Here is a 22,564-nt window from a genome sequence, read left to right as displayed (position 1 = left end):
GCTGCCTCTCAAGCGGCATGTTGTATGCGAGGTTGCACCGTCGCATGCGATGGCGCGAAACGGTCCCGTCTCGCCGACGGGGCCGTGAACTAGCCATTGGGTGATCGCCCAGCAGTCTGCCTGACGACATCAATACTGTCCGCGACAAAAATGTATCGACAACCACCGACACATCGGTAGCGCTATAGCATCCGCTTATAGGGGGCGGGCCACTTGTGAATTGGATACCCGGCCGCGGGCCAAGATAAAGGCACTCGCGAGTAAGCTGACCGGAGGGGGTCGGCTCGTGGCGGAGGAGCACAGCATGGACGGTATCGGGCAATCGCTAGGCATCATTTTTAGCCTCGGGGGGCTTGGCGTGCTGTTCATTGGCGCGCTCCTCGGGATCGTGATCGGTGCTCTGCCCGGGCTTGGCCCCTCGATCGGGCTCAGCCTGCTGATCCCCTTCACCTATACGATGTCGCCTGAACTCAGCATGCTGCTGATGATCTCGCTCTATGTCTCCGCCGAATACGGCGGATCAATCAGTGCGATCCTGCTGTCCACGCCCGGCACGGCGGCGGCCGCGGCCACGGCGATCGACGGTTATGCGATGGCGCAGAAGGGCCGAGCGAACGAGGCCATCTCGATCTCGCTCACCGCCTCGACCGTCGGCGGGATCCTTGGGGGTCTGGCGCTGCTCTTGCTGGCCATGCCGCTGGCTTCGCTGGCGCTGCGCTTCGGACCGGCGGGCTATTTTGCGGCCGGCCTCTTCGGCCTGACCTCGGTCGCGGCGCTGTCCGGCGGGTCTCTGGTCAAAGGGTTGCTCTGCGCGGCGCTCGGGCTGGCGCTGGCGACGGTTGGCATCGACCCGATCGCAGGCACCCCGCGCTTCACCTTCGGCCATTTCGAACTTTACGAGGGCGTGCCATTCCTGGCCTCTCTGATCGGGCTTTTCGCGGTGTCCGAAGCCTTCGCCCTGGCCGAGAAACATGCCCGCGGGATGGGAATGGACAAGTCCGGCGTCGGCCATGTCTTCATGTCTGCGCGGCTCTGGCGAGAGACGTGGAGGTCGATGCTGTCGGGCTCGGTCATCGGAACGGTACTGGGCATCCTGCCCGGCGTCGGCGGCAACATCGCCTGCTGGGTCGCGCGTGACTATGCCCGCGCCCGCTCGCGGCAGCCCGAAGCTTTCGGTTCGGGGGAGCCGAACGGGGTCGCGGCCCCAGAGGCCTCGAACAACGCCACCGTCGGCGGTGCGCTGGTGCCGATGCTTGCGCTTGGCGTGCCCGGCTCGCCGACCACGGCGATCATGATGGGCGCGCTCATCATGCATGGGCTGCATCCGGGGCCGCAGCTCTTCGCCGAGCAACCGGCACTGGTGTATTCGATCCTCTTCGGCGTCATTCTCGCGGCCTTGGTGCAATATGTCGTGGGCTCACTGTTCCTTCCGATCCTCGCGCGCACCGTGCTGCTGCCGGATGGGGTGATCGCTGCGGGCATCCTGTGCTTTGCCGTGCTTGGCGCCTTCGCGATCCGCAACCTGATGTTCGACGTCTGGCTGACGATGGCCTTCGGCGTACTGGGCTACCTGATGAAGAAGTTCGCCTTCCCGGTGGCCCCGGTGATCCTAGCGATGGTGCTTGGTTACCTGATCGAGTCCAATTACCGCACGGCGCTGGTCTCGTCGCGCGGGGATTACCGGGTGTTCCTGACCGATCCGATCAGCGTGCTGTTCCTGATGCTGAGCCTTGCCAGCATCCTGATCCCAATCTGGCGCGCTCGCAGCGCGCGCGGACGCCGGGGCCGCGACGCGGTGGCCTGAAGCCGCGCCCCCTGCCCGCTCATTCATCACCGCATTCACAAAGGGAGAGAGAGAATGCCGTTTGCCAATGGTCGTGCCCCCTGCCGGACGCTGAGCACAAGACTGCGCTCGGCGGTCTCGGCGGCCTGCCTCGCCATCGTGGGTCTCGCCGCGACGACGCTTCTTGCCGCCGGTCCTGCCCGCGCCGAATTCCCCGAGAAGCCTGTGACCCTGGTGGTCTGGTCCGGGGCGGGCGGCGCGCTCGACACCTACGGGCGCAAGCTGGCCGAGCTTCTGGAGAAAGACGCCGGCTGGACCGTCAAGGTTGACAACCGTCCCGGTGGCAGCGGCGCCGTCGGCATGTCGCAGATCGCCACCCAGCCCGCGGACGGCTACAACATCCTGGTGCTGACCGGGACGCTGACCTTCGGGATCGCGCAGGGCCTGATCCCCTTCAAGGTCGAGGACCTGCGCCTGCTGCGCGCCATGCAGTCCGAACCCTCGTCGCTCGCAGTGCTGGCCGACAGCCCGTTCAAGTCCGTCGATGACTTCGTGACCTATATGAAGGACCACCCGAACGAGCTGCGCGTTGGCGGCCATTCCTCAGGCGGCTTTCATCAATACATGCTCTACCAGCTGATGAAGCAGGGGGGCTTCGAAAGCGGCTGGGTGCCGCATGACGCCTCGGGCAAGGTGACGCTGGCCCTGCTGGGCAAGCATATCGACGCGGCGATGATGACCCCCTCGACCGGCCTGTCGCAGGTCAAGAGCGGCGAGATCCGGCTTCTGGGCGTGTCGACCGCTGAACGGACACCGTTTCTGCCCGACGCCCCGACCTTCGCGGAACAGGGCTATGACCTGACCGGCGCGATCTGGCGCGGCATCGCGGTCAAGGCGGGAACGCCTGACGACGTCGTCGCCTCGATCCAAAAGGCGATCGATAAGGTCACCGCCTCGGACGATTGGAAGTCGTTCCAGGTAGAGCAATTCCAGGACAGCCCCGACTGGGCCGAGGAAGCGTTCACCAAGCAGGTGCACAAGGATCTGGACGAGCAGACCGAGTTCCTCAAGGCAACCGGGTTCGTGAAATGAGCCGGGCCCCCGCGACCTCATCCCCGTCCGCGCCAGCTTCGGTCGACCGTGTCGCGGGCTTTGCCAACCGTGCCGGCAACCTCTTGGCCGCAGGTCTGTGCCTTGCGGCGAGCGCCGGTTTCCTGGCGCTCGCCTGGCAGCTGCCCGCCGGTCATTCGGCCGGTGACGTCGGGCCGGCGGCGCTGCCCGTGCAGGTTGGCGTCGCGGGGGTTCTTCTGTCGCTGGCCTATCTCTGGATCAGCCTTCGCGGTGGTTTCGCAGCAGAGCGGGTGACCTTCGAGGGCTTCCCGCGCGCGCTCGCGGTCTGCCTCGTGCTGGTGCTGGGGCTGATCGCTGTGCGTTGGATCGGGCTTGCGATCGCGATCGGCATCGTCGCGGGCCTGACAACGCTGGCCTTCGACGGCACCCACCGCATCTTGCGCGCGGGGCTGACGGGGCTTGCGCTCTGGGGGATCGCAGTCTTGCTTTTCGGCAGGCTACTTGGCCTGCCGCTGCCATGAGACCCTCGCCCACGCGCCTTGGATCCGTCGTCGGCCTCACGGGCTGCTATCTGGTGAGCCTGGTTGCCGGCTGGTGCTTCCACAGCATGCGTCTGCCGCTGCCTTGGATGATCGGCCCACTGGTCGGGACCGCGATCCTCGCGCTGTGCGGCGTCACCACCCGACCGCTGCCGGTGTGCACGCGGCCGACAGGACAGGCGGTGGTCGCCACCACCGTGGGCCTCGCCTTCAGCGCCGAGGCGCTGCAGGCGGCCCTGCGCAGCCTGCCGTTGCTACTCGGGCTTGCGGCGATGACAACCGTGCTGGCGCTGGCCGTATCGGTGCTGCAGGCGCGGCTGGCGCGTACCCGGCTGTCGCGGATGCTGGTCGCCACTTTCCCCGTGGCCCCGGTCGAGGCGGCGGTGATCGCCTCGGATCTGGGACTGCCCGTGGCCCCGGTGGTGATCGCCCAGTCGCTGCGCATCGCCGGGATCGTCGTGATGATCCCCCTTGCCCTTCACGCGCTTGCCGGCGGGGAGACCCCCGGCCCCCGGGTGACCGACTGGACCGCGGGCTTTGACACGCCCAGCGCGCTGGTCCTGCCCGTGATGGGGCTGGTCGGCGCAGCGGCTGCGCGGTGGATGGGTTGGGCCAATCCCTATTTCCTCGGGCCGCTGAGCCTTGCTGCCGCGATAAGTGCCTTGGGCCTTTCATTGCCGCCGTATCCGCCGCTGGTGCTGGCGGGGGCGCAGGTGCTGCTGGGCTCGTGGCTCGGGTCGACGTTCCAGCCCGCCGTGATCACCTCGGCGCGACGCGAGATCGCGATCTCTGCCGCTGGCACGGCCCTGCTGTTGCTGCTGACCTCGCTTGGGGCGGCTCTGCTGTCGCTTGCGGCCCAGCCCGGCTGGCGGGTGCTGGTCCTTGCGGCCGCCCCCGGCGGCGTCACCGAGATGGCCCTTACCGCGCGGGCGCTGCATGAAAGCGTCACGCTGGTCACCGCGGCGCAGGTGGTACGGGTGTTTGCGCTGATGCCCCTGGCCCGCCCGCTGATCCGTTGGAGCGAGCGTTTCGATCCGCCCGTGGCCGCGGCGCCACCCTGATCGGCGTCGCACCATCTTCGATGCCGCGCCTGCCTCGGCCGCGCGGCGCACCAATCATCGTCATTGAAGGACCCTATCCGCGATGGACAGCCTTTCCCTCAACACCACCCCGCTCGCCTTCATCGGTTTTGGCGAGGCCGCCGAGGCCTTCGCCAAGGGCTGGGGTTCTTCGGTCGCGTGCCGGACACGCGCCTTTGACGAAAAGTCGGGGCCTGCCGCAGACTTGCCGCGAGCGCGGGCGGCGGCGAGCGGCGTGACGCTGTGCGGAACCCGCGACGACGCGCTGCAGGGCGCGGGCGCGGTGTTTTGTCTGGTGACCGCTGACCGGGCGACGCGCGCCGCCGAGGAAGCCGCGGCAGCGCTGGCGCCGGGCGCGCTCTGGCTTGACGGCAACAGCTGCTCGCCCGGTGCCAAGCGCCGTTCGGCCGAGGTGATCGAGGCCGCAGGCGGGCGATATGTTGATGTGGCGATCATGGCCCCGGTCTATCCGAAGCTGCACGAGACACCGTTGTTGATCGCCGGCCCACATGCCGTCGCCGCGCTTGAGCTGCTGGAAGAGCTCGGGATGCGGGCGAAAATCGCCGGTCCCAAGGTAGGCGAGGCCTCGGCAACCAAGATGATCCGTTCGGTGATGATCAAGGGGATGGAGGCGCTGACCGCCGAGTGCCTTCTCGCCGCGCGGCGGGCCGGGATAGAAGACCGGATCCTCGGCTCGCTCTCCGCGTCGAACCCCGAGATCAACTGGCCGAAACAGGCGGCCTACAATCTCGAACGGATGATGGTGCATGGGCAGCGCCGCGCGGCCGAGATGCGCGAGGTCGCGATCACCCTGGACGAACTGGGCCTGCCGAACGGTCTGGCTGGCGCCACCGCCGACTGGCAGCAGCGGATCGGCGACTTGGGACTGCCGGCCGGCGAGCCGAGCTTCGCCGAACGTTCGGACGCGATCCTCGCCCGCCTGATCCCTCAGGAGTGACGTTCAGCCAAGATCTGCCGCCGTCTTGTGTAGCAGCGCGATAAAATCGCGCTGCGCCCGGGTCGGCTGCCAATCCTCGCGCGTGGTGATCCCGATGGCGCGCATCGCCTTGGGCAATGTCACGGGCAGGATGGCAAGACTGTCAGCTTCGACTTCGGCCTGCATCCGCGACAGACCGCCAAGGTGATCACTGCCGCGCAGAATCTCGCGCAGCATGATGACCGAGGAGGTCTCGATCAGCTCGGGCGGCAAACGGTCGCCGAAGGCCGCGTCTAGCACCGCCCGCAGAGGCGTCGACCGACGCGGCAGGACCCACGGGTAGCGGGCAAGAGCAGAGAACTGCGGCGGAGCGACGCCCGCCAGCGGATGGCCCTTCCGGGCGACCACTACCACCTCGTCGTCGAAGAGCCGTTCCTGGCTGATGTCGCTGATCGGGCTGGGCAAGCGCAGCGCGCCCAACATCATGTCGATTTCTCCGCGACGCAGGCCTAGCAAGAGCTCGTCGTAACGTCCGTCGATGACTTCAAACGGAAAATGAGGGCGTTTCCTGCGAAAGGCCAGCATCGCGTTCGGCAGCCAGCCTGAGCGAGACAGGGGCAGAGCCCCCACTACGATCTTGCCGACCTCGCGCCCATCGAGCGCGGCAAGATCGGACTCGGCCTGAGCGAGCTCGGCCAGCGCGAGCCGTGTCGCCTGCGCGAGGGCAAGGGCGGAGCGTGTCGAGATCAGCCCATGCAGTGTGCGCTGGAAGAACAAGGTCCCCGCCGCTTCTTCCAACATCGTGGTCGAACGGTGGACGGTGGGCTGCGCAAGTCCAAGGCGATGGGCGGCAAGCGTGAAATTCTCGGCCTCAGTCACTGCCACCAGCGCATTGAGCTGCTGCCACGTCGCCTGCACCCGCAACGCATGGCCCATGTCGGCCATCGCCGCGTCCAGCCGTTGGATCGCCCGACCCGCACGATGGGCAAGAAGCTCTCCTGCCTCTGTCACGAAAAGCCCTTGCGGACTGCGGTTGAACAGCTGATGCCCGGTCAGACCCGCCAGCTTTGTCATCGCCTGGGTCACCGCCGGCTGCGAAACGTGGCAAAGCTCTGCCGCGTGGGTCACCGAACAGGTCCGCGCAACGGCGAGGAACATCCTGAGATGGCGAATGCTGGCGGTCTGCACGGTGTCGTCCTCCCCGGAGCCGATCTCCCGGCGCCGGGCAGGATCATAGCGGGGGCCGCGCCCTGCGCCAGCCGGGTCGTTCCTCATCGCGCCGCGACATGCTCCGGCCAGTACAGGCGCGTCGGGTTGTCGACGAGCAGCTTGCGCAGCAGCCGCGGCTCGGGCGCGATCCGCGCCAGCAGGTCGACCAGCGCCCCGTCGTCGGGCATGTCCTTCTTGATGTTCGGATGCGGCCAGTCCGTACCCCACAGCACCCGGTCGGGGAAGCGCGCCACCAGGTCGCGGGCGAAGGGAACCGCGTCGTCGTAGGGCGGCCCGGCGCGGGTGATCCGCTCGGCTCCGCAGACCTTCACCCAGAACCGCAGGTCCTCCATCAGGGCCAGGAGCCTCGCATAGGCCGGCTGGCCGAGCCCCTTCGACGCATCGACCCGGCCCATGTGGTCGATGACCAGCGTCAGGTCGATGCTTTGCAGTTCCCGCGCCAGCCGGTCGAGCCGGTCGGCATCGAAATGCACGACCGCGTGCCAACCCAGCGGCCGGATCCGTTCCGCAAGGGCTCGAACCGCACCGATGTCGGCATCCTTGCCCAGATGGGTCACGAAGTTGAAGCGCAGCCCCCTGACGCCGCCACGGTCGAGCCGCGCGAGCTCTTCGTCGCTCACGTCGGGATTGACCATGGCCACGCCCCGGCAGCTGCCCCGCGAGGCCGCGATCGCATCCAGCATCGCGGCATTGTCGGTGCCGTGGCAGCTGGCCTGGACGAGCACGGTGCGCGACAGGCCGAGCTTTCCGTGCAGGGCGACCAGCGTCTCCCAAGGGGCATCGACGGGGGTGTAGGTGCGCCCCGGTGCGAAGGGGAAGCGCGCGGCAGGCCCGAAGACATGGCAATGCGCGTCGCACGCGCCCGCGGGCAGCACGAGCTTCGGCGTCGAAGGGTCGGAGTGGAAGGGCAGGTTCTCGTCGAGCATGTCGGACCTCACGTCGAAAGGGGGGCGGGTCGCGCCGCGACGGCGCAACGCAACGAAAGCAGCACCAGGAAGGCTAGGCCGAGGGCCCGTGCGCCAAGCGTCAGGGGGTCGGCCGAGAGCACCTCGGTCGGCCAGGCGATCAGCAACGCTCCCAGCGCGAAACCGCCGCGCACCGGGGGCGAAAGCGGCACGAGGCACCAGCCGGCGAAGGCCACGGTCAACCCCAGAACGGCCGGCACAGCCAGCAGGATCGACACAGCGATCGCGGGGCCCGAGCCGACCATCAGCAGCCCCGGCATGGTCACGAACAGGAACGGCACCAGCAGCTTGACGAAGCCCAGCCGCACCGCCTCGAACGCGGTGCGGTTCGCGTCACCGCCCGAGATCGAGGCAGCGGCATAGGCCGCCAGCGCCACAGGCGGCGTGATCGCCGAGACGAGCCCGTAGTAGAAGATGAACATGTGCGCCACGATCGGCGGCACGCCCAGCTTGGTAAGTGCTGGCGCGACAAGCACTGCAAGCAGCAGATAGGCGGCCGAGGTCGGCAGCCCCATCCCCAGCAGGAACGAGACGACCGCCGTCAGCAGCAGGATCACCATCACGTTGCCGCCCCCCAGATCAAGGATCAGCCCGGACAGCATCAACCCCAGACCGGTGAGGTTCAGCACCCCGATCACAACACCCGCCGCCGCGACCGCCGCGACGATGGGCATGACCGAGATCAGCGTCTCGCGACAGGTGAGGACAAGGTCGACGGGCCCGATGCGGGTATCGCGCCGCCAGGGCGACAGCGCGAGCGCGCCGAGGATCGCCCAGACCGCCGCCCGAACCGGCGTCATGCCCGCGACAAGGCAGCCAACCAGAAGCGCCAGCGGCAACAGCAGATAACCCCGCTCGCGCAGCGTCCGGCCCAACAGCGCAAGCCCCGCCTCGCGGTCGGGCTGCAGGCCAAGCCGCCCGGCCTCGAGCCAGACCGCCGCCATCAGCGCCAGCACGTAGAGAAGCCCGGGCACCAGCCCCGCTAGCGCGATCGTCGCGTATGGCACCCCGATGACCTCGGCCATCAGGAAGGCGGCCGCCCCCATCACCGGCGGCAGGATCTGCCCGGCCGAAGAGGCCGCGGCCTCGATCGCGCCGGCAAGCGTCGCGGAATAGCCGGTGCGCTTCATCAGCGGGATCGTGAAGGTGCCGGTGGTGACGACATTGGCGACTGCGCTGCCGTTGATCGTGCCCAGGAGCGCCGAAGACAGCGCCGCCGACAGCCCGGGGCCGCCGCGCATCCGCCCGGTCAGGCCGCGCGCGACATCGACGAAGACCTCGCCGGTGCCGATGCGCATCAGCAGCGATCCGAGCAACGAGAAGAGGAAGATGTATTCCACGGCCACACCCATCGGCACGCCGTAGACGCCCTCGGTCGACAGCATCAGCGTCGAGGCGAGCCGGCGAAGGTCGTAGCCACCGTGGCCGTAGCGCCCCGGGATCAGATAGCCGAACCAGGCATAAAGCAGCGCCGCCATCATCAGCGCGATCAGCGCCCAGCCAACACGGCGCTGCACCAGCACGAAGAGCCCGGCCATCAGCACGGCAAAGACCCACAGATCCGCGGGCTTTGCCATCGCCCCGCGCATCACGATGTCGAGGTAGCTCGCCTGGATGTGCAGCCCCGGCACCAGCGCCAGGACAGCCAGCGCGTAGCACAGGATCCGCACCACCGGGTTCGCGGTGGCGTATCCCACCATCGCGAGCCCGGCCGCGGCCATCATCGAAAAGAAGAGCGCACGCAGGATCAGCGCGGTGACAAGGCCGAAGTAGGCGCCCCAGATCACCAGCGCGGTCACCAGCGCCGCAAGGACCGCGACCCAGAGCGCGACGAGCGTCGCCTCGGGGCCCGAGCCGCGGCGGGCGCCCGGAAGCGCCAGCCTGTCGAAAAGGTCGCTCAGCACGGGTTCGCCTCCGGGTCTCAGGACTTGCCGTCGAAATAGGCCTTGGCACCGGGATGCAGTTCGACCGGCATCGGCGTGGCGCTCTCGACCGAGATCGCCTTGGCCTGCGGGTGCACGCCCGACAGCTCGTCGAGATGGTCGAAGATCGCGGCGGTGATCGCCTGAACCGTCGCGGGATCGACGTCGGTGCCTGCGAACAGCGTCGCGGGATCGTTGATCGCGGCCACCGCCGTGTCCTGCCCCTTGTATGTGCCCGCCGGGATCTCTGCCGGCTGGTAGTAGGGATAGTTTGCGAACAGATCGCTCAACCGGTCGGGATCGATCGGCAGCAGCACCATATCCTCCTGCGTGGCAAGATCGATCAGCGAGGCGGTGGGCGCCCCCGCCAGCACGACCGTCGCGTCAAGCGTGCCGTTGCCAAGCGCTGCGACGCCTTCGGTATAGGACAGGAACTGCGCCTTGCCGGGGTCGAAGACGCCGTAGGCATCGAGCAGCCGCTGCGCCAGAACCGCCGCGTTCGAGCCGGGCGGGCCAAGGTTGATGCGCTTGCCCTTCAGGTCCTCGAACCCGGCGATGCCGGTGCCGGCGATCGTCGCGACCTGCAGCACCGCCGGGTAGAGCGAGGCGATGCCCTGCACCGCCTGCTTGTTGCCGTCGAAGGCACCCGTCCCCGTCGCCGCCTCGTAGAGCGTCGACGAGGAGGAGAAGCCGATCTGCATCTGCCCTGCCGCCACGCGGCGCAGGTTCTCGACCGAGGCACCGGTGACCTCGGCCCGGGCGGTCATGCCCTCGGCATGCTTGTTGATGACATCGGCGACACCCGCGCCGATGACATAGAACAGCCCGCCGGTGCCGCCGGTGCCGATGGAGATGCGCTCTTCTGCAGAGACACAGGTTCCAAGGCCGCCGGCCAAAGCGGCCGCGGCAAGCATCAGTCCAATTCTCACGGTATCCTCCCGTAAATTCCTGTCGTGCGGGGTCAGCCCTGCTGCGCCGTTTCCTCCGTTGGCGGCGGCAAGGCCATCAGGCTGGCATGGGTCGATCGGACGATCATGCCGATGGCCGTTTCGTGGTCCGCCCCGCTGGCCCGGCCGTCAGAGAGACGGTCGATCCGGTCGGGGTTGATGAGCGTGTAGTAGAGCGCGCCAAGCAGGAACTGGCACTGCCAGACCACCGCCTCGCGCGGCGCGCCCGGCAGGCAGGCGCAGATCGCGTCGATGAACTGCCGCGTCGTGGCGTCGAAGGCCTCGGCGATGATGCGGCGGGCCTCGGGATCGCCCTCGGCCGACAGCACGGCACGCATGCGCGTGAAGCGCGCGCCACCGTGGATCGTATCGTCGGACGAGGTGAAGGCCGGCAGCAGATAGGCCCGAAGGATCGCGGTCAGGCGCGCGGGGGCCTCGTCGATCCGCTGCGCCTCTCCAAGCAGCTCCAACCGCCGGGCGTTCATCGGACGGGTGTAGCGCTCGTAGATCTCGCCCAGAAGCGACAGCTTGTCCACGTGGTGATAGGCCACCGTCGAGACCGCAACGCCGCTCTCGCGCGCGATCTCGCGCAGCGACACCGCGCCATATCCCTGTTCAGAGAACAGCTTCATCGCCGCATCGACGATCTGGTCGGCGCGGTCCCGTTGCCGGGCGGCGCTGCCGCGGGAGCGCTCGGACACGCGGATCTCGTCGTGGCTGGTGTGCTGCGCCATAGGTCCTCCTGCCTTACTGACCAACACTACCAAGAATCAGGGCAGTCGTACAATCATTTCGGACAAGTGTTCGAAATAATGCGGCACAGGACCTAAGTGTCACTCGAGGGGGAAGACACGACCGTCGAATAGCTTGCGCGCCGTGCGCATCGTACCGGCCCCGACCATGGCACCGTGCTCGTCCAGGCGGATCAGCACCTCGGCCGCACCTGTCGGATGCTCGACAAGAAAGCGACCATCTTCAGGAAGGTGGGCCAGATCGGCGGCAGGCGATCCCTCCAGCGTGCAGGCAGTCGCGACGCTGACTGCGGCGAAGACGCCGATCGTGGCATGGCAGCGATGGGGAATGAAACTTCGGGTCGAGATCGTTCCCCCCGCCACTGGAGGCGAGACCAAGGTCATCTTCGGCACCGACTTCTCGCGCACGTCGCCAAGGTTCATCATTGGCCCGACCTCGAGCCGGATCGCCTCGAGCCGCGCCTTGAGCGCCTCGTCCGCTTCCAGCGCCTCACGCGTCTCCCGCCCGGTCAGGCCGAAATCCGCGGCGCGCAGGATCGCGCAGGGCATGCCGTTGTCGATCAGCGTGACCGCCAGCCCTTGCACACAGTCGACCGCGCGCCCGGTGGGCAGCAGCGCGCCGCACATTGAGCCCGCGGTGTCGGTGAACATCAGCGGCACCGCGGCATGGCTGCCCGGCACGCCGTCGATCCGCGTCTCGCCGCGATAGCTCACGCGTCCGCCGGGGGTCTGAACGGTGGCTACCGCGATCTCGCCGGTGTTGAGCATGTGGATCCGGACCACGGTCTCGTCTCCCGTCGCGGTGACGAGACCGCGTTCGATCGCCGCCGGGCCAACGCCGGCGAGGATGTTGCCACAGCCTTGCGAGTCTGAGACCAGTGCTTGATCGACGAAGACCTGCAGGAACAGGTAGTCGACATCCGCGTCAGGTCGGCTTGGCGGCGAGAGTACCGCGACCTTCGAGGTCAGCGGGTCCGCCCCGCCGATCCCGTCGATCTGTCGCGGATCGGGGCTGCCCATCACCGCCAGCAGCAGCCGGTCGAGCGCGTCGCGCTCGGCGGGTAGATCGGCGGCGCGAAAATACGCGCCCTTCGAAGTGCCCCCGCGCATCCAAAGGCAGGGGATGCCGCCATCTCCGTTCGAAATTGTCATCCGCTCCTCCTTTGGACTGTCGACGGGCGCCCGGCCGGGGCCCGGCCCGCTCAGATGTAGACCAGCCCCTTGTCGGCCAGACGTGGGCGCATGTCGTAGATGTCGAGCCCCAACTCGCCGGCCGCGAGGCGCTTGCGCTTGGCCTCCTCGCCAGCCTCGCGCTTCTGGGCCGCGGCCAGCACCGCCGATGCGTCAGCTTGGCGCACGATGCAGACGCCGTCGTCGTCGGCGACGACGACATCCCCCGCTTCGATGGCCTGGCCCGCACAGACCACCGGCACATTGACCGAGCCCAGCGTCTCCTTGACCGTGCCTTGGGCGGAAATCGCCTTGGACCAGACCGGGAAGCCCATCTGCGTCAGGTCGCGCACGTCGCGCACGCCCGCGTCGATAATCAGCCCGCGGCAACCGCGCGCCATCGCCGACGTGGCAAGCAGGTCGCCGAAATAGCCGTTGTCGCAGGGCGAGGTCGGTGCCAGCACGAGCACGTCGCCCTGCTGAAGCTGCTCGATGGCGACATGCAGCATCCAGTTGTCGCCTGGTGCTGCCGAGATGGTGACGGCCGAGCCCGCGATCCGGGCGCCGGGATAGATCGGGCGCATGTAGCTTTGCAGACAGCCGACGCGGCCCTGCGCCTCGTGAACAGTGGCCACCCCTGCAACGGCGAGCCCGTCAACGACCGCGCGTTCAGCGCGCGCGATATTCCGGATAACGACGTTCTGATGAGAAACGGACATAAAGGCTCCTATGTCTTCACCGGCGGAGTGCCGTGGGTATGGAATGTCTCGATGGTCTTCAGACCCCAGGCTTGGCCCCGCCGACGCTCTGCCTCGGTCCAGACGACGGTTTCCCAGTCGGGGGCAAGGATCAGCCGCGCCCCGGCGTTCGCCAGTTCGACGCGGTTGCCTGCAGGTTCCCAGACATAAAGGAAGAAGGTGTTCTGGATCGCGTGCTTGTGGGGGCCGGTCTCGATATGCACGCCGTTTTCAAGGAAGATGTCGGCGGCGCGCAGGATGTCCTCTCGCTGGTCGGTAGCGTAGGTGACGTGATGCAGCCGTCCGGCGCCACCACCGTGTTCCTCGGTGCAGGCGAGATCATAGGTCTTGTTGTTCACCGTGAACCAGCAACCGCCAATCCGCCCGTTGTCCAGCTCGATCATCTCGGTCACGCGGCTGCCGAGGCAGGTCACCATGAACCGCCGGAACTCGGCGACGTCCGAGCTGAGCAGGTTGAGGTGATCGAGCCGGCGCGGCGCAGCCCCGGTATGATGGAAGCGGCTCGCATTGTTCTTCAGAGCCGGGCGGTCCCGATCGCTGTGGGCATAGTGCACTGTCTCCCAGTAGATCTCGAAAACATGGCCGAATGGGTCCTCGAACCGGAAGGCGCGACCGTGGCCCGGGTCTCCGTCAACCCAGCCAAGCACCTTGAAATCCGAGGCCTCGATCGCCGCCACCCGCCGTGCCAGCGCCTCGGGCGAAGAGCAGCGATAGCCGATATGGCCAACGCCGGTCGTGTGGTGCCGCGTCAGCTTCAGGGTGTGGAACTCGTAATCGTCCCAAGCCCGCAGCCAGGCGGATGTCGCGTCCTGCGCGGACACGGTCAGCCCGAAGACTCGGGTAAAGAAGTCAAGGCTTNCGTGTGGTGCCGCGTCAGCTTCAGGGTGTGGAACTCGTAATCGTCCCAAGCCCGCAGCCAGGCGGATGTCGCGTCCTGCGCGGACACGGTCAGCCCGAAGACTCGGGTAAAGAAGTCAAGGCTTTCCTCGAATTTGTCCGTGTAGATCTCTACATGGGCGAGATGGGCGATATCGAAGCAGGGTTCGGTCATGGCGGTCTCCTCCCGTCGCGTCGGGTCCCGCGGCGCGGGACCCGATCCAGTCACAGCTCGTCGACGGTACGCGGGAAGATCGACTGGAAGCCTTCGGCATACTTGCAGTCTCGTCCTCCCGACTGACCGCCGGAATTGCGCTTGAAGTGGTTCGCGCGGTTGATCGCGACGCGGGTGTAGTACTCCCAGAGGTGCTCTTGCCCCTCCATGCATTCGATGGCCGCGCGCTTCTTTTCCCAGACCGGGGTGATGTCGAGGAACGTGTCGGGCTTCCAGCCCATCTGCTCGGTCTGGTGGGGTTCGAAGAGATAAAGTTGCGGCGCGCCAAGGACCTTCTGCCCAGGACTGTGGCCCCAGGCCTGCGCGATCATCCGGCACTCCAGCGCAACCTGGGTCGCATACATATGGTCGGTGTTGTAGGGATCGTATTGCGAATGCGACAGCATGAACGAGGGCTGGACCTGTCGGATGACGTCGACCAGCTTGTTCTTGTCGTCGCGCGTCAATTCAAGCGGGTAGTCCCCCAGGTCGAGGCAAACCAGGTCATGCACCCCAAGAGCCTCGGCGGCGCGTTCGGATTCCGCGCGCCGCGCGTCCTTGACCTGCTGAAGGGTCATGCCCGGCTGCTTCCAGAGCTTCGCGCTTTCACCGCGTTCGCCGAAAGACAGGCAGGCGACGGTGACCTTGTAGCCCAGAGAGGCATGCAGCGCGATCGCGCCGCCACAGCGCCAAACGAAGTCTGCGGCATGGGCCGAGATGACGAGGGCGGTTTGGGATTTTGTCACGATGTCCTCCTGCGAATTCCTCGCATCGAGGGATGGACCCGTTCGCGCCGCACCTCAATTTAGATCGGTCGCGCACTGCATTAGTTTTTGCTATACTGACGGCCTCGAGCATGCCCGCCCCTGAGAACAGGGAGGCGCGCTTCGGCGCGGAAAGGTTCGCCGCCGATAGCAGCAACCGCGGAAGTTTCTGGCACCGAGCGCTTTGCCCGGCCGGCGCTTCCGCGTTTCGTTGTGGCCGCAGCGACAGTGAACAGGGGCGCTGGCAGACGAGGGCAATGTCAATCCCATAGCATTAATTTATGGAGCCACCTACGGTTTGAATTAGATCATCGGCCCCAAGGTGCGGCAGCTTTTGGCGCATGGGCCGACCGGTGCGGCGACTGCCCCGGGGGAGGGCGGCCCGATTGACCGAGGAAGACCATATGACCGCTCGCTTCCTGCTGTCCGCCGCCGTTGCGACGCTCATTGTCTGGACCGCGCCATCGCGTGCCGAAGAGCTGAAGTTCGCGAATTTCATGGCCCCGACGCATCCCTATGTGGCCGGTGCCTTCCAGCCCTTCGCGGATGACGTCGCCAAAGCCACCGAGGGCGCACTGACCGTCCGGCTCTACAATGGCGGCGAGCTGGGGGCCGGACCCGCAGAACAGTACAGCCGCGTGGTCGACGGCGTGGCCGAGCTGGCGATCAGCTTGCCGGGATACACCGCCTCGAACTTCCCGCTGACCCTGCTGACCGAGCTTCCCGGCATGGTCGACGAGGCCACAGGCACCGAAGAGATCTGGAGCCACATGGATCTGCTCGCCTCGGAGTACCGCCGTGTCCATCTGGTCTCGCTGTGGTCAAGCGCGGAGAACGTCTTGTTCACCCGCGACAAGCAGGTCACCTCGCCCGATGATCTCAAGGGCATGAAGATCCGTGTGCCGTCGCGCAACACCGGGCTTCTGGTCGAGGCCTGGCGCGGCTCGCCGGTGTCGATGCCGGTGTCCGAGATCTACAACGCGCTGCAGACCGGCATGATCGACGGGGCGATGATCGACGGCACGGCGGTGCGCGCCTTCAAGCTGGGCGAGGTGGCGAACCACATCACCAAGGGCATGGAGACCACCATCTCGCCGTTCTTCATCGTGATGAACCGCGACGCCTACGGCGATCTGCCGGACGCGCAGAAGGCGGCGATCGACGCGGCAGGCCGGCAGGCCTCGCTGAACGGGCAGAAGGTGCAGGTGACGGTGGCGGCCGACGGCATCAAGGCCTTCGCCGAGATGCCGGGCAAGACCTAGGCGACCCTCACCCCCGATCAGGCCAAGCTCTTCGACGACAAGGCTGCGGGCGTGATCGAGACCGTCGTGAAAGAGACCGGCGGCAGTGCTGCCCAAGTCGTCGAAGCCTTCGGGGCCAACTGAGCGATGCCGGCACACATCGTTCCGATCGCCGCATCCCTTTGGATGCGGCGCTGCTCGCTAGCGCTGGCGGCCCTCGCGGGTGTCAGCCTCGTCCTGATGATGGCGCTGGTCTTCATCGCCGTGGTGCTGCGGTATGCCTTTGGCCTACCGCTGCTTGGCGTGAACGAGATCGTGCAGCTGCTGTCCGTCGCCGTGGTCATGCTCGCCCTGCCCTCTTGCACGGCCGAGGGGGCCCATGTCGGAGTCGATATCCTTGACCGGCGGATCGGGCGCTGGGGCCGCTATGCCGGGGACCTGCTGTCGCGCGCCCTTTCGGTATGGGTGATCTCCGTGCTCGTGGGCCGTGCGGTGCTCAAGGCGCTGGACGCGCGCGAGTTCGGCGATGCGACGAACATGCTGCAACTGCCGATCTGGCCCTTCTACGCCATGCTCGCCGCGGGGATGGCGCTCTGTGTCGCGATTCTCGTGGTTCAGGCCCTTCTTATCCTGCTTCAAGGTCCGCGCGATGACTCCTGAACTTTTCGGCTTCCTGGGGATCGTCTACCTCTTCGCGCTGATGGTCCTGCGCACGCCCGTGGCGCTTGCCATGCTCATCACGGGGTTCGGAGGGATGTACCTGCTGGAAGGACCGCGGGCCGCCGGCGCGGTGATGCTGACCGAAGGCTTCTCGGCCGTGTCGAGCTATTCGCTGATCGTGGTGCCGATGTTCATCTTGCTGGGCAATGTCTCGTCTCAGGCGGGCTTCAGCCGGGCGCTGTATGACGCGGCCTTTGCCTGGGTCGGACGGTTCCGGGGCGGGCTCGCCTCGGCCTCGGTGATCGGCTGCGCGGTCTTCTCGGCGGTCTCGGGCTCGTCCGTCGCGACGGCCGTGACCCTTGGCAGGGTTGCCCTGCCCGAGATGCGCCGCCTTGGCTACGGCCCGGCGCTCTCGACCGGCGCAATTGCCGCGGGCGGCACGCTTGGCTTCTTGATCCCGCCCTCGACCGGCTTCGTGCAGTACGCGGTGCTGACCGAGGAATCGATCGGCAGGCTGTTCGTGGCAGGCATCCTGCCCGGCCTGCTGCTGACGGCGCTGTTCCTCGTGACGGTCTGGCTCGTGACGCTGCGCGACCCGGCCGCCGGCCCGCGCGGCGAGGCCGTCGCGCTGGCGGAACGCTTCCGCATCCTGGGCCGCGCCGCGCCGCTGCTGAGCATCATCGTGATCTCGATCGGTGGCATCTATGCCGGTATCTTCACCCCGGTCGAAGCCTCGGGCGTCGGGGCCGGGTTGGTGACGCTACTGGCCTTTGTTCGCCGTGCCATCACGCTCGAGGGCTTCCGCCGAGCCGTCCTTGAAACCGTCAAGACCTCGGCCATGCTCTACATGGTGGTGATCGGGGCGAATGTGCTGAACCCGTTCCTGGCAGTGACGCACATTCCCGCGACCCTAGGCGAGGCGATGGTCGGCCTGCACCTCGGCCCTTATGGCACGCTAGCGCTGATCATCCTCGCCTATGTCGTGCTGGGCATGTTCCTTGACGGACTGTCTATGCTGGTGGTGACGATCCCCATCGTCTTTCCGGTCGTGATCCAGCTCGGCTTCGACCCGATCTGGTTCGGCGTCGTCGCCGTGATCGTGATCGAGATGGGCATGATCACCCCGCCGGTCGGACTGAATGTCTTCGTCGTGAAGGGCATCGCCGAGGGCGTGCCGATGACGACCGTCTTCCGGGGCGTGTTCCCATTCCTGATCGCAATGATCGTTGCGCTGGTACTGATCATCGCGTTCCCGGCGATAGCAACGCTGCTGCCGGACACGATGTTCGGATAAGCGGATGGATGCATCACGCACTTTGCACCTCAGTCGCCGCAGCCTCAAATTGCTGGCTGCGACTTTCAGGACTCCGAATATTCGGCCATCGGCGGCTCCGCCCTGAAATGCCCTCAGCGCTGGCGTTCCACTTGACGTCGGCGCTGCGCACCTGAGCCGCTCGATCGGTCTCAGTTCACATCACCTTGTCGCTGGCCACAGAGGCAACAAATAGTCCGCTGAAACGTAGCCGGATGCATTGAGAGTGTTCGATCGTGCAGGTTGAGGCACTGGCCGCGAGGCAGGGACGGAGTCTGGTCCCCGCACACCGCTGCATTTGACGGCGAAGTTATGCTGCGCGCGGGATCGAATGGCCGCTTCCGGGATTGCGGCGTCGCGGCGGCACCGACGACCCACCGTCCGCTATGGGCTGAAAAGGCTCGGCGCATAAACGTAGAGGCTGAACAGTCCATTCATGAGGCTCTTCCCGTGCCTAGTCCCTCTTCTGCCCCTCGTGGGGGGCGGCGAACACACCGAACGCCGCGAGGACGGAGGCCCGCACGCCCCGCGCCACTTGCGCTCGCGCACGACGACGGATGCCGCCCTACCCGCCCGGCCCTGCCTCCTTGTCTTACCACTCTTCTGCCGATCGGCGGACAACCGCCGCCTCCCGGCCGTCGGCGACGCACCGCCGCAGGTTGTGCCTATAGTCGGCGGCATCGCCGCGCCGGACCGGTGCCGGCGACCGACCCGCCGGGCCGCCCCCCGGCCCCGGCAGATCTCTGGGAGGAGACATGACCTTGACAGTTCCCGGCATCCCCACCCGGCCCCGTCCTCGCGTGACGGGCCTGATAGCCGCCGCGGTCCTGGGCCTCGCCCTGCCCGCCGCCGCTCAGGACGCCCCCACGCGCGATGAATTCTTCTGGCTCGGCCAGATCAACAAGGCCACTGCCGTCATCAACGGCGAGGCGGGCCTGCTGCCGGCCGACAAGCTGCCGGTCATCGCGCAGGCGATCGACAGCGTGATTACCGCCGGCGCGGCCGAAGGTGCCAAACGCCCCTCGACCGTGATCACCTTCGAGCCGCTCTTGATCGAGGCCGGCAGCATCGACGTGACGCTGCTGCATGCCGGCCGGTCAAGCCAGGACATGCACGCGACCTACCGCGCGGCGATCCTGCGCGACGACATGCTGGCGCTGGCCGAGCGGCTCAACACCACCGCAACCACGCTGGTCGATCTGGCCGAGACGCATCGCGACACGATCGTGCCGAACTACACCAATGGCGTCGCCGCCCAGCCTAACAGCTACGGCCACATGCTTCTGGGCCACGCCGCGGGCTTCGACCGCGACGCCCAGCGCATCCGTCAGGCCTATGGCCGCATCGACCGCTCGGCCATGGGCACGACCGTGCTCAACGGCTCCAGCTGGCCGCTCGACCGGGCGCGGATGGCCGACTACCTCGGCTTCGCCGGAACCGTCGAGAACGCCTATGACGCCTCGCAGATCAGCTCGATGGACCAGCCGGTGGAAACCGGCCAGATCGTGGCCTCCGTCGCGCTGCACGTCGGCAACTTCGTCGAGGACGTGATGACCCAATATGCCCAGAGCCGGCCATGGATTTTGCTCGAGGAGGGCGGCGACAACACCTACGTCTCCTCGGCCATGCCGCAGAAGCGCAACCCGGGCATCCTGAATTCGACCCGCTCGGACGCCTCGACCGCGCTGACGCTGGCGCTGGGGCCGATGCTGCAGACCCACAACATCACCCCCGGCATGTCCGACCCGAAGGACGACGATGCCAATTCCGCGATGGTCGCCGCGGGCACCCAGGCGCTGAACCGGCTGGACCGGGTGCTTAAGGCGCTGCGCATCAACCCCGAGCGCGCGCTGGAAGAGCTGAACGGCGACTGGACCGCCTCGCAGGAACTGGCGGACGTGCTGATGCGCGACCACGGCATGCCGTTCCGCGAAGGCCATCACGTCGCCTCCGAGATGGTCACCGTGGCGCGCCAGACCGGGGTCGGCCCGCTCGACTTCCCCTATGACGAGGTGCGCCGGATCTATGCCGAGACGGTCGCGGCGACCGAGACCGGCGTCGCGGTCCCGGCCGAGTTCCCGCTGACCGAGGCCGAGTTCCGCGCGGTGCTGGACCCGGCCGCGATCGTGCGCAACCGCGCCACCGCCGGCGGCCCGCAACCGGCCGAGATGGACCGGATGCTGGCCTCGGCGCGCGAGCGGCTTACCGAGAACCGCGACTGGATCGCGGCACGCCGGGCGCATGTCGAGGACAGCCTCGCCCGGCTCGACACCGATTTCTCGGCGCTGCTCGGCGGCTGAGACACGGCGACTGAGGACGCGCGGGGCGCAACCGCCCCGCGCGTTCAACTGCATGGCGGGCGCGGGCAACAGCGTGAGGCTCCATCCATGCCAGCCCGCTCACTTGGCTCGGGCAGGGCTACCGGGTCTACGCCGAGCCGAAGACTGCCCCCGTGCGCTCGTCAAGAACATCGGGCGGCTGACCACTCCGAGCGCCTTCGGCGGCGCAGTGCCGTTATGCGTCCGCGCGACTGCTCGCCAACGGGAGATCATCCACCTTACGTCACCCCGCATTGCTTGGCAGAAGTCCGTCTCAGATCAGGGCGACTATCCTCGACCTTGACCAGGCATCTCACCGTTCGCCGCTTGCCCCTTTGACTTCACACGTCGCTGCGCGCAGTCTCGTCCCCATGAGCGCCACCGACAACATCAGTATCGCACGCGTCAGCGAGCAGGCGGCTTCTGTCTTGGGATCAACTCAGGCCGCCGATGAATGGCTCGCAGAGCCTGCTCTGGCATTGGGCGGGCGCTGTCCCACAGACCTGCTAACGACCGCCGCAGGGCTCAAGGAAGTCTCCGACCTGCTCGTGAGAATGGAGTTCGGCGTCTACATTTGAGCCGCGCCGAAGCATCACGCCCCCGCGGGCGGGACTGGTTCGCTATCGATGGGATGCGGGTCTCATGCAGCGTGACAGCCCCTCGGCAATGACCCGGCAAGGCACCTACGCTGTGACCGATCCTGATTGAAGAATGCCGCCCTGCCGGCCCGAACATCATCACCAACACCTGCCGTCGGCGAGCGAATGCATTGAGCCAAAAGCCCCGACACCTCCTGCCACCCGAACCTGTGGATTACGCGAACCTTGGTGCGACACCCGAGGCAAACGTGATTACTAATACTGTCGGCCCAAACAGAAGGAACGCCGACATGAAGACGCCGCCGCTGCAGGTCTCGATCGAGACCGTGACCTCCATCCGCGCGATGCTGACCGCGCTGCCGCCGAAGCCGAAGACCGCCTTCACCGCGCGCGAGACGGTGCATGCCGTGGCAGACGACATCCGCGCCGCCATCGACCTCGGCTACAGCCTCTCGGATATCGCGGAGCACCTCGCTGCCAACGGCATGAAGATCACGGCCGGAACGCTGGCGAGCTACCTGCGCGAGTTGAAGGCGACGGACCGGAAGGTCACGCGCAACCTGGACCGCATGCCCGAGGCGATGGCGCAGGACGGGACCGACGCGGACAGCGCGAATGATGAGAGGAATGCGTCCCCGATGCCGGCGCAGCCGCTCGCTCACTGATCGACAGCTCGGCCCAGAAGGGCCACACGCCTGCTGGCTCTCCGAACCGCAGCCCGATCGACACTGTCTGGCTGCGGTTCGCGTTTCGGGCGGATTTTCTGGCGTTGTGAGGCTTAGACGCCCTGACAGACCTCCCACTGATGACCGGCCGGCTGCATCAGGCTCGCGAAGCAATCCTGCAGCAACACACCAGGGACCGCTTCCCAGACGCATCTAATGCCCGCCCCGGATGCTGCGACGATCCTCGCCACGCCCGGAACCGCCGCAGCGACATGCCGCCGGCCCGAACCCACACCGTCGGCCCAGCCAGCCGGCGCGGCCGGATCGCGACCACGATCCTTCATTAGGCAAACCAGAGGCCGATAGGCGACCTAATCATTCTAGGTAATCAAAGAACAGAGGAAGACGCACAGAACCAGATCCCGGTCGCCGGTTCGGCATCTCTTGAACCTGCCCAGAGGAGGGCCCTTCGGACTGAGATGGTCATCAGCACCTTGAGCCTGAGGCAGCCCTCCTTGTCGGAGACATCACCTAGCACTCCGGGCCTGCCCTCTTGGCCGGAGTGCCGCCTCGTCCCAGCGCATCTCCCGGCGACGAACAGGTCGCGGTGCTTACCCAGACCGCCGGGGTCACCTGCGGCAGCCAGACCGGGTTCGCGGCTCTGGTCTGCCCCCTGAAAAGTGGTCCTCCCTGAAGTAGGCTTTCAAGCCAGATGGAGGACGGAATATGGGACAGAAGAAGCACAAGCCGGAAGAGATTGTC

21 protein-coding genes are annotated in these 22,564 nt (G+C 67.0%); 11 read left to right on the top strand and 10 right to left on the bottom strand.

Translation table 11 applies throughout. From position 1 onward, the window contains the following. Window positions 1-304 precede the first annotated feature (304 nt). The 5 genes from V8J36_RS21490 (at window position 305) to V8J36_RS21470 (ending at window position 5,430) form a co-directional block, all read left to right on the top strand. Window positions 305-1,804, top strand: a complete 1,500-nt coding sequence (locus V8J36_RS21490; RefSeq protein WP_336469373.1) for a tripartite tricarboxylate transporter permease — start codon at window positions 305-307, stop codon at window positions 1,802-1,804. A 54-nt stretch (window positions 1,805-1,858) separates the two neighbouring features. Then, the gene (locus tag V8J36_RS21485) at window positions 1,859-2,875 is read left to right on the top strand and encodes a tripartite tricarboxylate transporter substrate binding protein (protein WP_336469372.1); all 1,017 of its coding nucleotides are present in this window, start codon (window positions 1,859-1,861) and stop codon (window positions 2,873-2,875) included. Next, window positions 2,872-3,375: a tripartite tricarboxylate transporter TctB family protein gene (locus V8J36_RS21480; RefSeq protein ID WP_336469371.1), complete on the top strand. Its 504-nt coding sequence runs from the start codon at window positions 2,872-2,874 to the stop codon at window positions 3,373-3,375. Before V8J36_RS21485 ends, V8J36_RS21480 begins: the two co-directional genes overlap by 4 nt. After that, complete coding sequence (locus V8J36_RS21475) at window positions 3,372-4,454, top strand: AbrB family transcriptional regulator (RefSeq protein WP_336469370.1); 1,083 nt, start codon at window positions 3,372-3,374, stop codon at window positions 4,452-4,454. The genes V8J36_RS21480 and V8J36_RS21475 overlap by 4 nt, the downstream gene beginning before the upstream one ends. A gap of 82 nt (window positions 4,455-4,536) precedes the next feature. Continuing rightward, window positions 4,537-5,430, top strand: coding sequence for an NAD(P)-dependent oxidoreductase (locus V8J36_RS21470; protein WP_336469369.1), 894 nt, complete (start codon window positions 4,537-4,539; stop codon window positions 5,428-5,430). Window positions 5,431-5,433: 3 nt separating this feature from the next. Here V8J36_RS21470 and V8J36_RS21465 read toward each other — a convergent pair whose 3' ends face one another. The 10 genes from V8J36_RS21465 to V8J36_RS21420 all read right to left on the bottom strand — a co-directional run bounded on the left by V8J36_RS21465 (window position 5,434) and on the right by V8J36_RS21420 (window position 14,989). Next, on the bottom strand, window positions 5,434-6,597 hold the full coding sequence (locus V8J36_RS21465; RefSeq protein ID WP_336469368.1) for a LysR substrate-binding domain-containing protein: 1,164 nt from the start codon (window positions 6,595-6,597) through the stop codon (window positions 5,434-5,436). An 83-nt stretch (window positions 6,598-6,680) separates the two neighbouring features. Further along, on the bottom strand, window positions 6,681-7,565 hold the full coding sequence (locus tag V8J36_RS21460) for an amidohydrolase family protein (protein WP_336469367.1): 885 nt from the start codon (window positions 7,563-7,565) through the stop codon (window positions 6,681-6,683). 8 nt (window positions 7,566-7,573) lie between these two features. After that, window positions 7,574-9,508 carry a TRAP transporter permease gene (locus V8J36_RS21455; protein ID WP_336469366.1) on the bottom strand — a complete coding sequence of 645 codons (1,935 nt, stop codon included), beginning with the start codon at window positions 9,506-9,508 and terminating at the stop codon, window positions 7,574-7,576. 17 nt (window positions 9,509-9,525) lie between these two features. Continuing rightward, window positions 9,526-10,455: a TAXI family TRAP transporter solute-binding subunit gene (locus tag V8J36_RS21450; protein WP_336469365.1), complete on the bottom strand. Its 930-nt coding sequence runs from the start codon at window positions 10,453-10,455 to the stop codon at window positions 9,526-9,528. A gap of 32 nt (window positions 10,456-10,487) precedes the next feature. After that, a complete protein-coding gene (locus V8J36_RS21445) occupies window positions 10,488-11,207 on the bottom strand; it encodes a TetR/AcrR family transcriptional regulator (protein ID WP_336469364.1) in 720 nt (239 codons plus the stop codon). A gap of 99 nt (window positions 11,208-11,306) precedes the next feature. Beyond that, window positions 11,307-12,377 (bottom strand): 4-oxalomesaconate tautomerase, encoded by a 1,071-nt coding sequence (locus V8J36_RS21440; protein WP_336469363.1) that lies wholly within the window; start codon window positions 12,375-12,377, stop codon window positions 11,307-11,309. A 50-nt stretch (window positions 12,378-12,427) separates the two neighbouring features. Further along, window positions 12,428-13,114 (bottom strand): 4-carboxy-4-hydroxy-2-oxoadipate aldolase/oxaloacetate decarboxylase, encoded by a 687-nt coding sequence (locus V8J36_RS21435; RefSeq protein WP_336469362.1) that lies wholly within the window; start codon window positions 13,112-13,114, stop codon window positions 12,428-12,430. Window positions 13,115-13,122: 8 nt separating this feature from the next. Then, complete coding sequence (locus V8J36_RS21430; protein ID WP_336469361.1) at window positions 13,123-13,974, bottom strand: VOC family protein; 852 nt, start codon at window positions 13,972-13,974, stop codon at window positions 13,123-13,125. Between the two features lie 2 nt (window positions 13,975-13,976). Next, window positions 13,977-14,204 (bottom strand): VOC family protein, encoded by a 228-nt coding sequence (locus tag V8J36_RS21425; RefSeq protein WP_336469360.1) that lies wholly within the window; start codon window positions 14,202-14,204, stop codon window positions 13,977-13,979. 50 nt (window positions 14,205-14,254) lie between these two features. Then, on the bottom strand, window positions 14,255-14,989 hold the full coding sequence (locus tag V8J36_RS21420; protein ID WP_336469359.1) for a PIG-L deacetylase family protein: 735 nt from the start codon (window positions 14,987-14,989) through the stop codon (window positions 14,255-14,257). 422 nt (window positions 14,990-15,411) lie between these two features. On the opposite strand from V8J36_RS21420, the gene V8J36_RS21415 reads away from it, so the two are divergent. The 6 genes from V8J36_RS21415 to V8J36_RS21390 all read left to right on the top strand — a co-directional run bounded on the left by V8J36_RS21415 (window position 15,412) and on the right by V8J36_RS21390 (window position 21,802). Next, a complete protein-coding gene (locus V8J36_RS21415; protein WP_336469358.1) occupies window positions 15,412-16,269 on the top strand; it encodes a TRAP transporter substrate-binding protein in 858 nt (285 codons plus the stop codon). A gap of 126 nt (window positions 16,270-16,395) precedes the next feature. Continuing rightward, entirely contained in the window at window positions 16,396-16,908 is a 513-nt protein-coding gene (locus V8J36_RS21410) for a TRAP transporter small permease (RefSeq protein WP_336469357.1), read from the top strand. Beyond that, window positions 16,898-18,202 carry a TRAP transporter large permease gene (locus tag V8J36_RS21405; RefSeq protein WP_336469356.1) on the top strand — a complete coding sequence of 435 codons (1,305 nt, stop codon included), beginning with the start codon at window positions 16,898-16,900 and terminating at the stop codon, window positions 18,200-18,202. The genes V8J36_RS21410 and V8J36_RS21405 overlap by 11 nt, the downstream gene beginning before the upstream one ends. A 773-nt stretch (window positions 18,203-18,975) precedes the next feature. Next, complete coding sequence (locus V8J36_RS21400; protein ID WP_336469355.1) at window positions 18,976-20,520, top strand: lyase family protein; 1,545 nt, start codon at window positions 18,976-18,978, stop codon at window positions 20,518-20,520. A gap of 389 nt (window positions 20,521-20,909) precedes the next feature. Then, window positions 20,910-21,116, top strand: coding sequence for an MbcA/ParS/Xre antitoxin family protein (locus tag V8J36_RS21395; RefSeq protein WP_336469354.1), 207 nt, complete (start codon window positions 20,910-20,912; stop codon window positions 21,114-21,116). A 311-nt stretch (window positions 21,117-21,427) separates the two neighbouring features. Then, a complete protein-coding gene (locus V8J36_RS21390; RefSeq protein ID WP_336469353.1) occupies window positions 21,428-21,802 on the top strand; it encodes a hypothetical protein in 375 nt (124 codons plus the stop codon). The last annotated feature ends 762 nt before the right edge of the window (window positions 21,803-22,564 follow it).

Origin of the sequence: Frigidibacter sp. MR17.14 (assembly GCF_037095735.1) — a bacterium.
Taxonomy (GTDB): Bacteria; Pseudomonadota; Alphaproteobacteria; order Rhodobacterales; family Rhodobacteraceae; genus Frigidibacter.
This window is presented reverse-complemented; position numbering and strand designations above follow the sequence as displayed.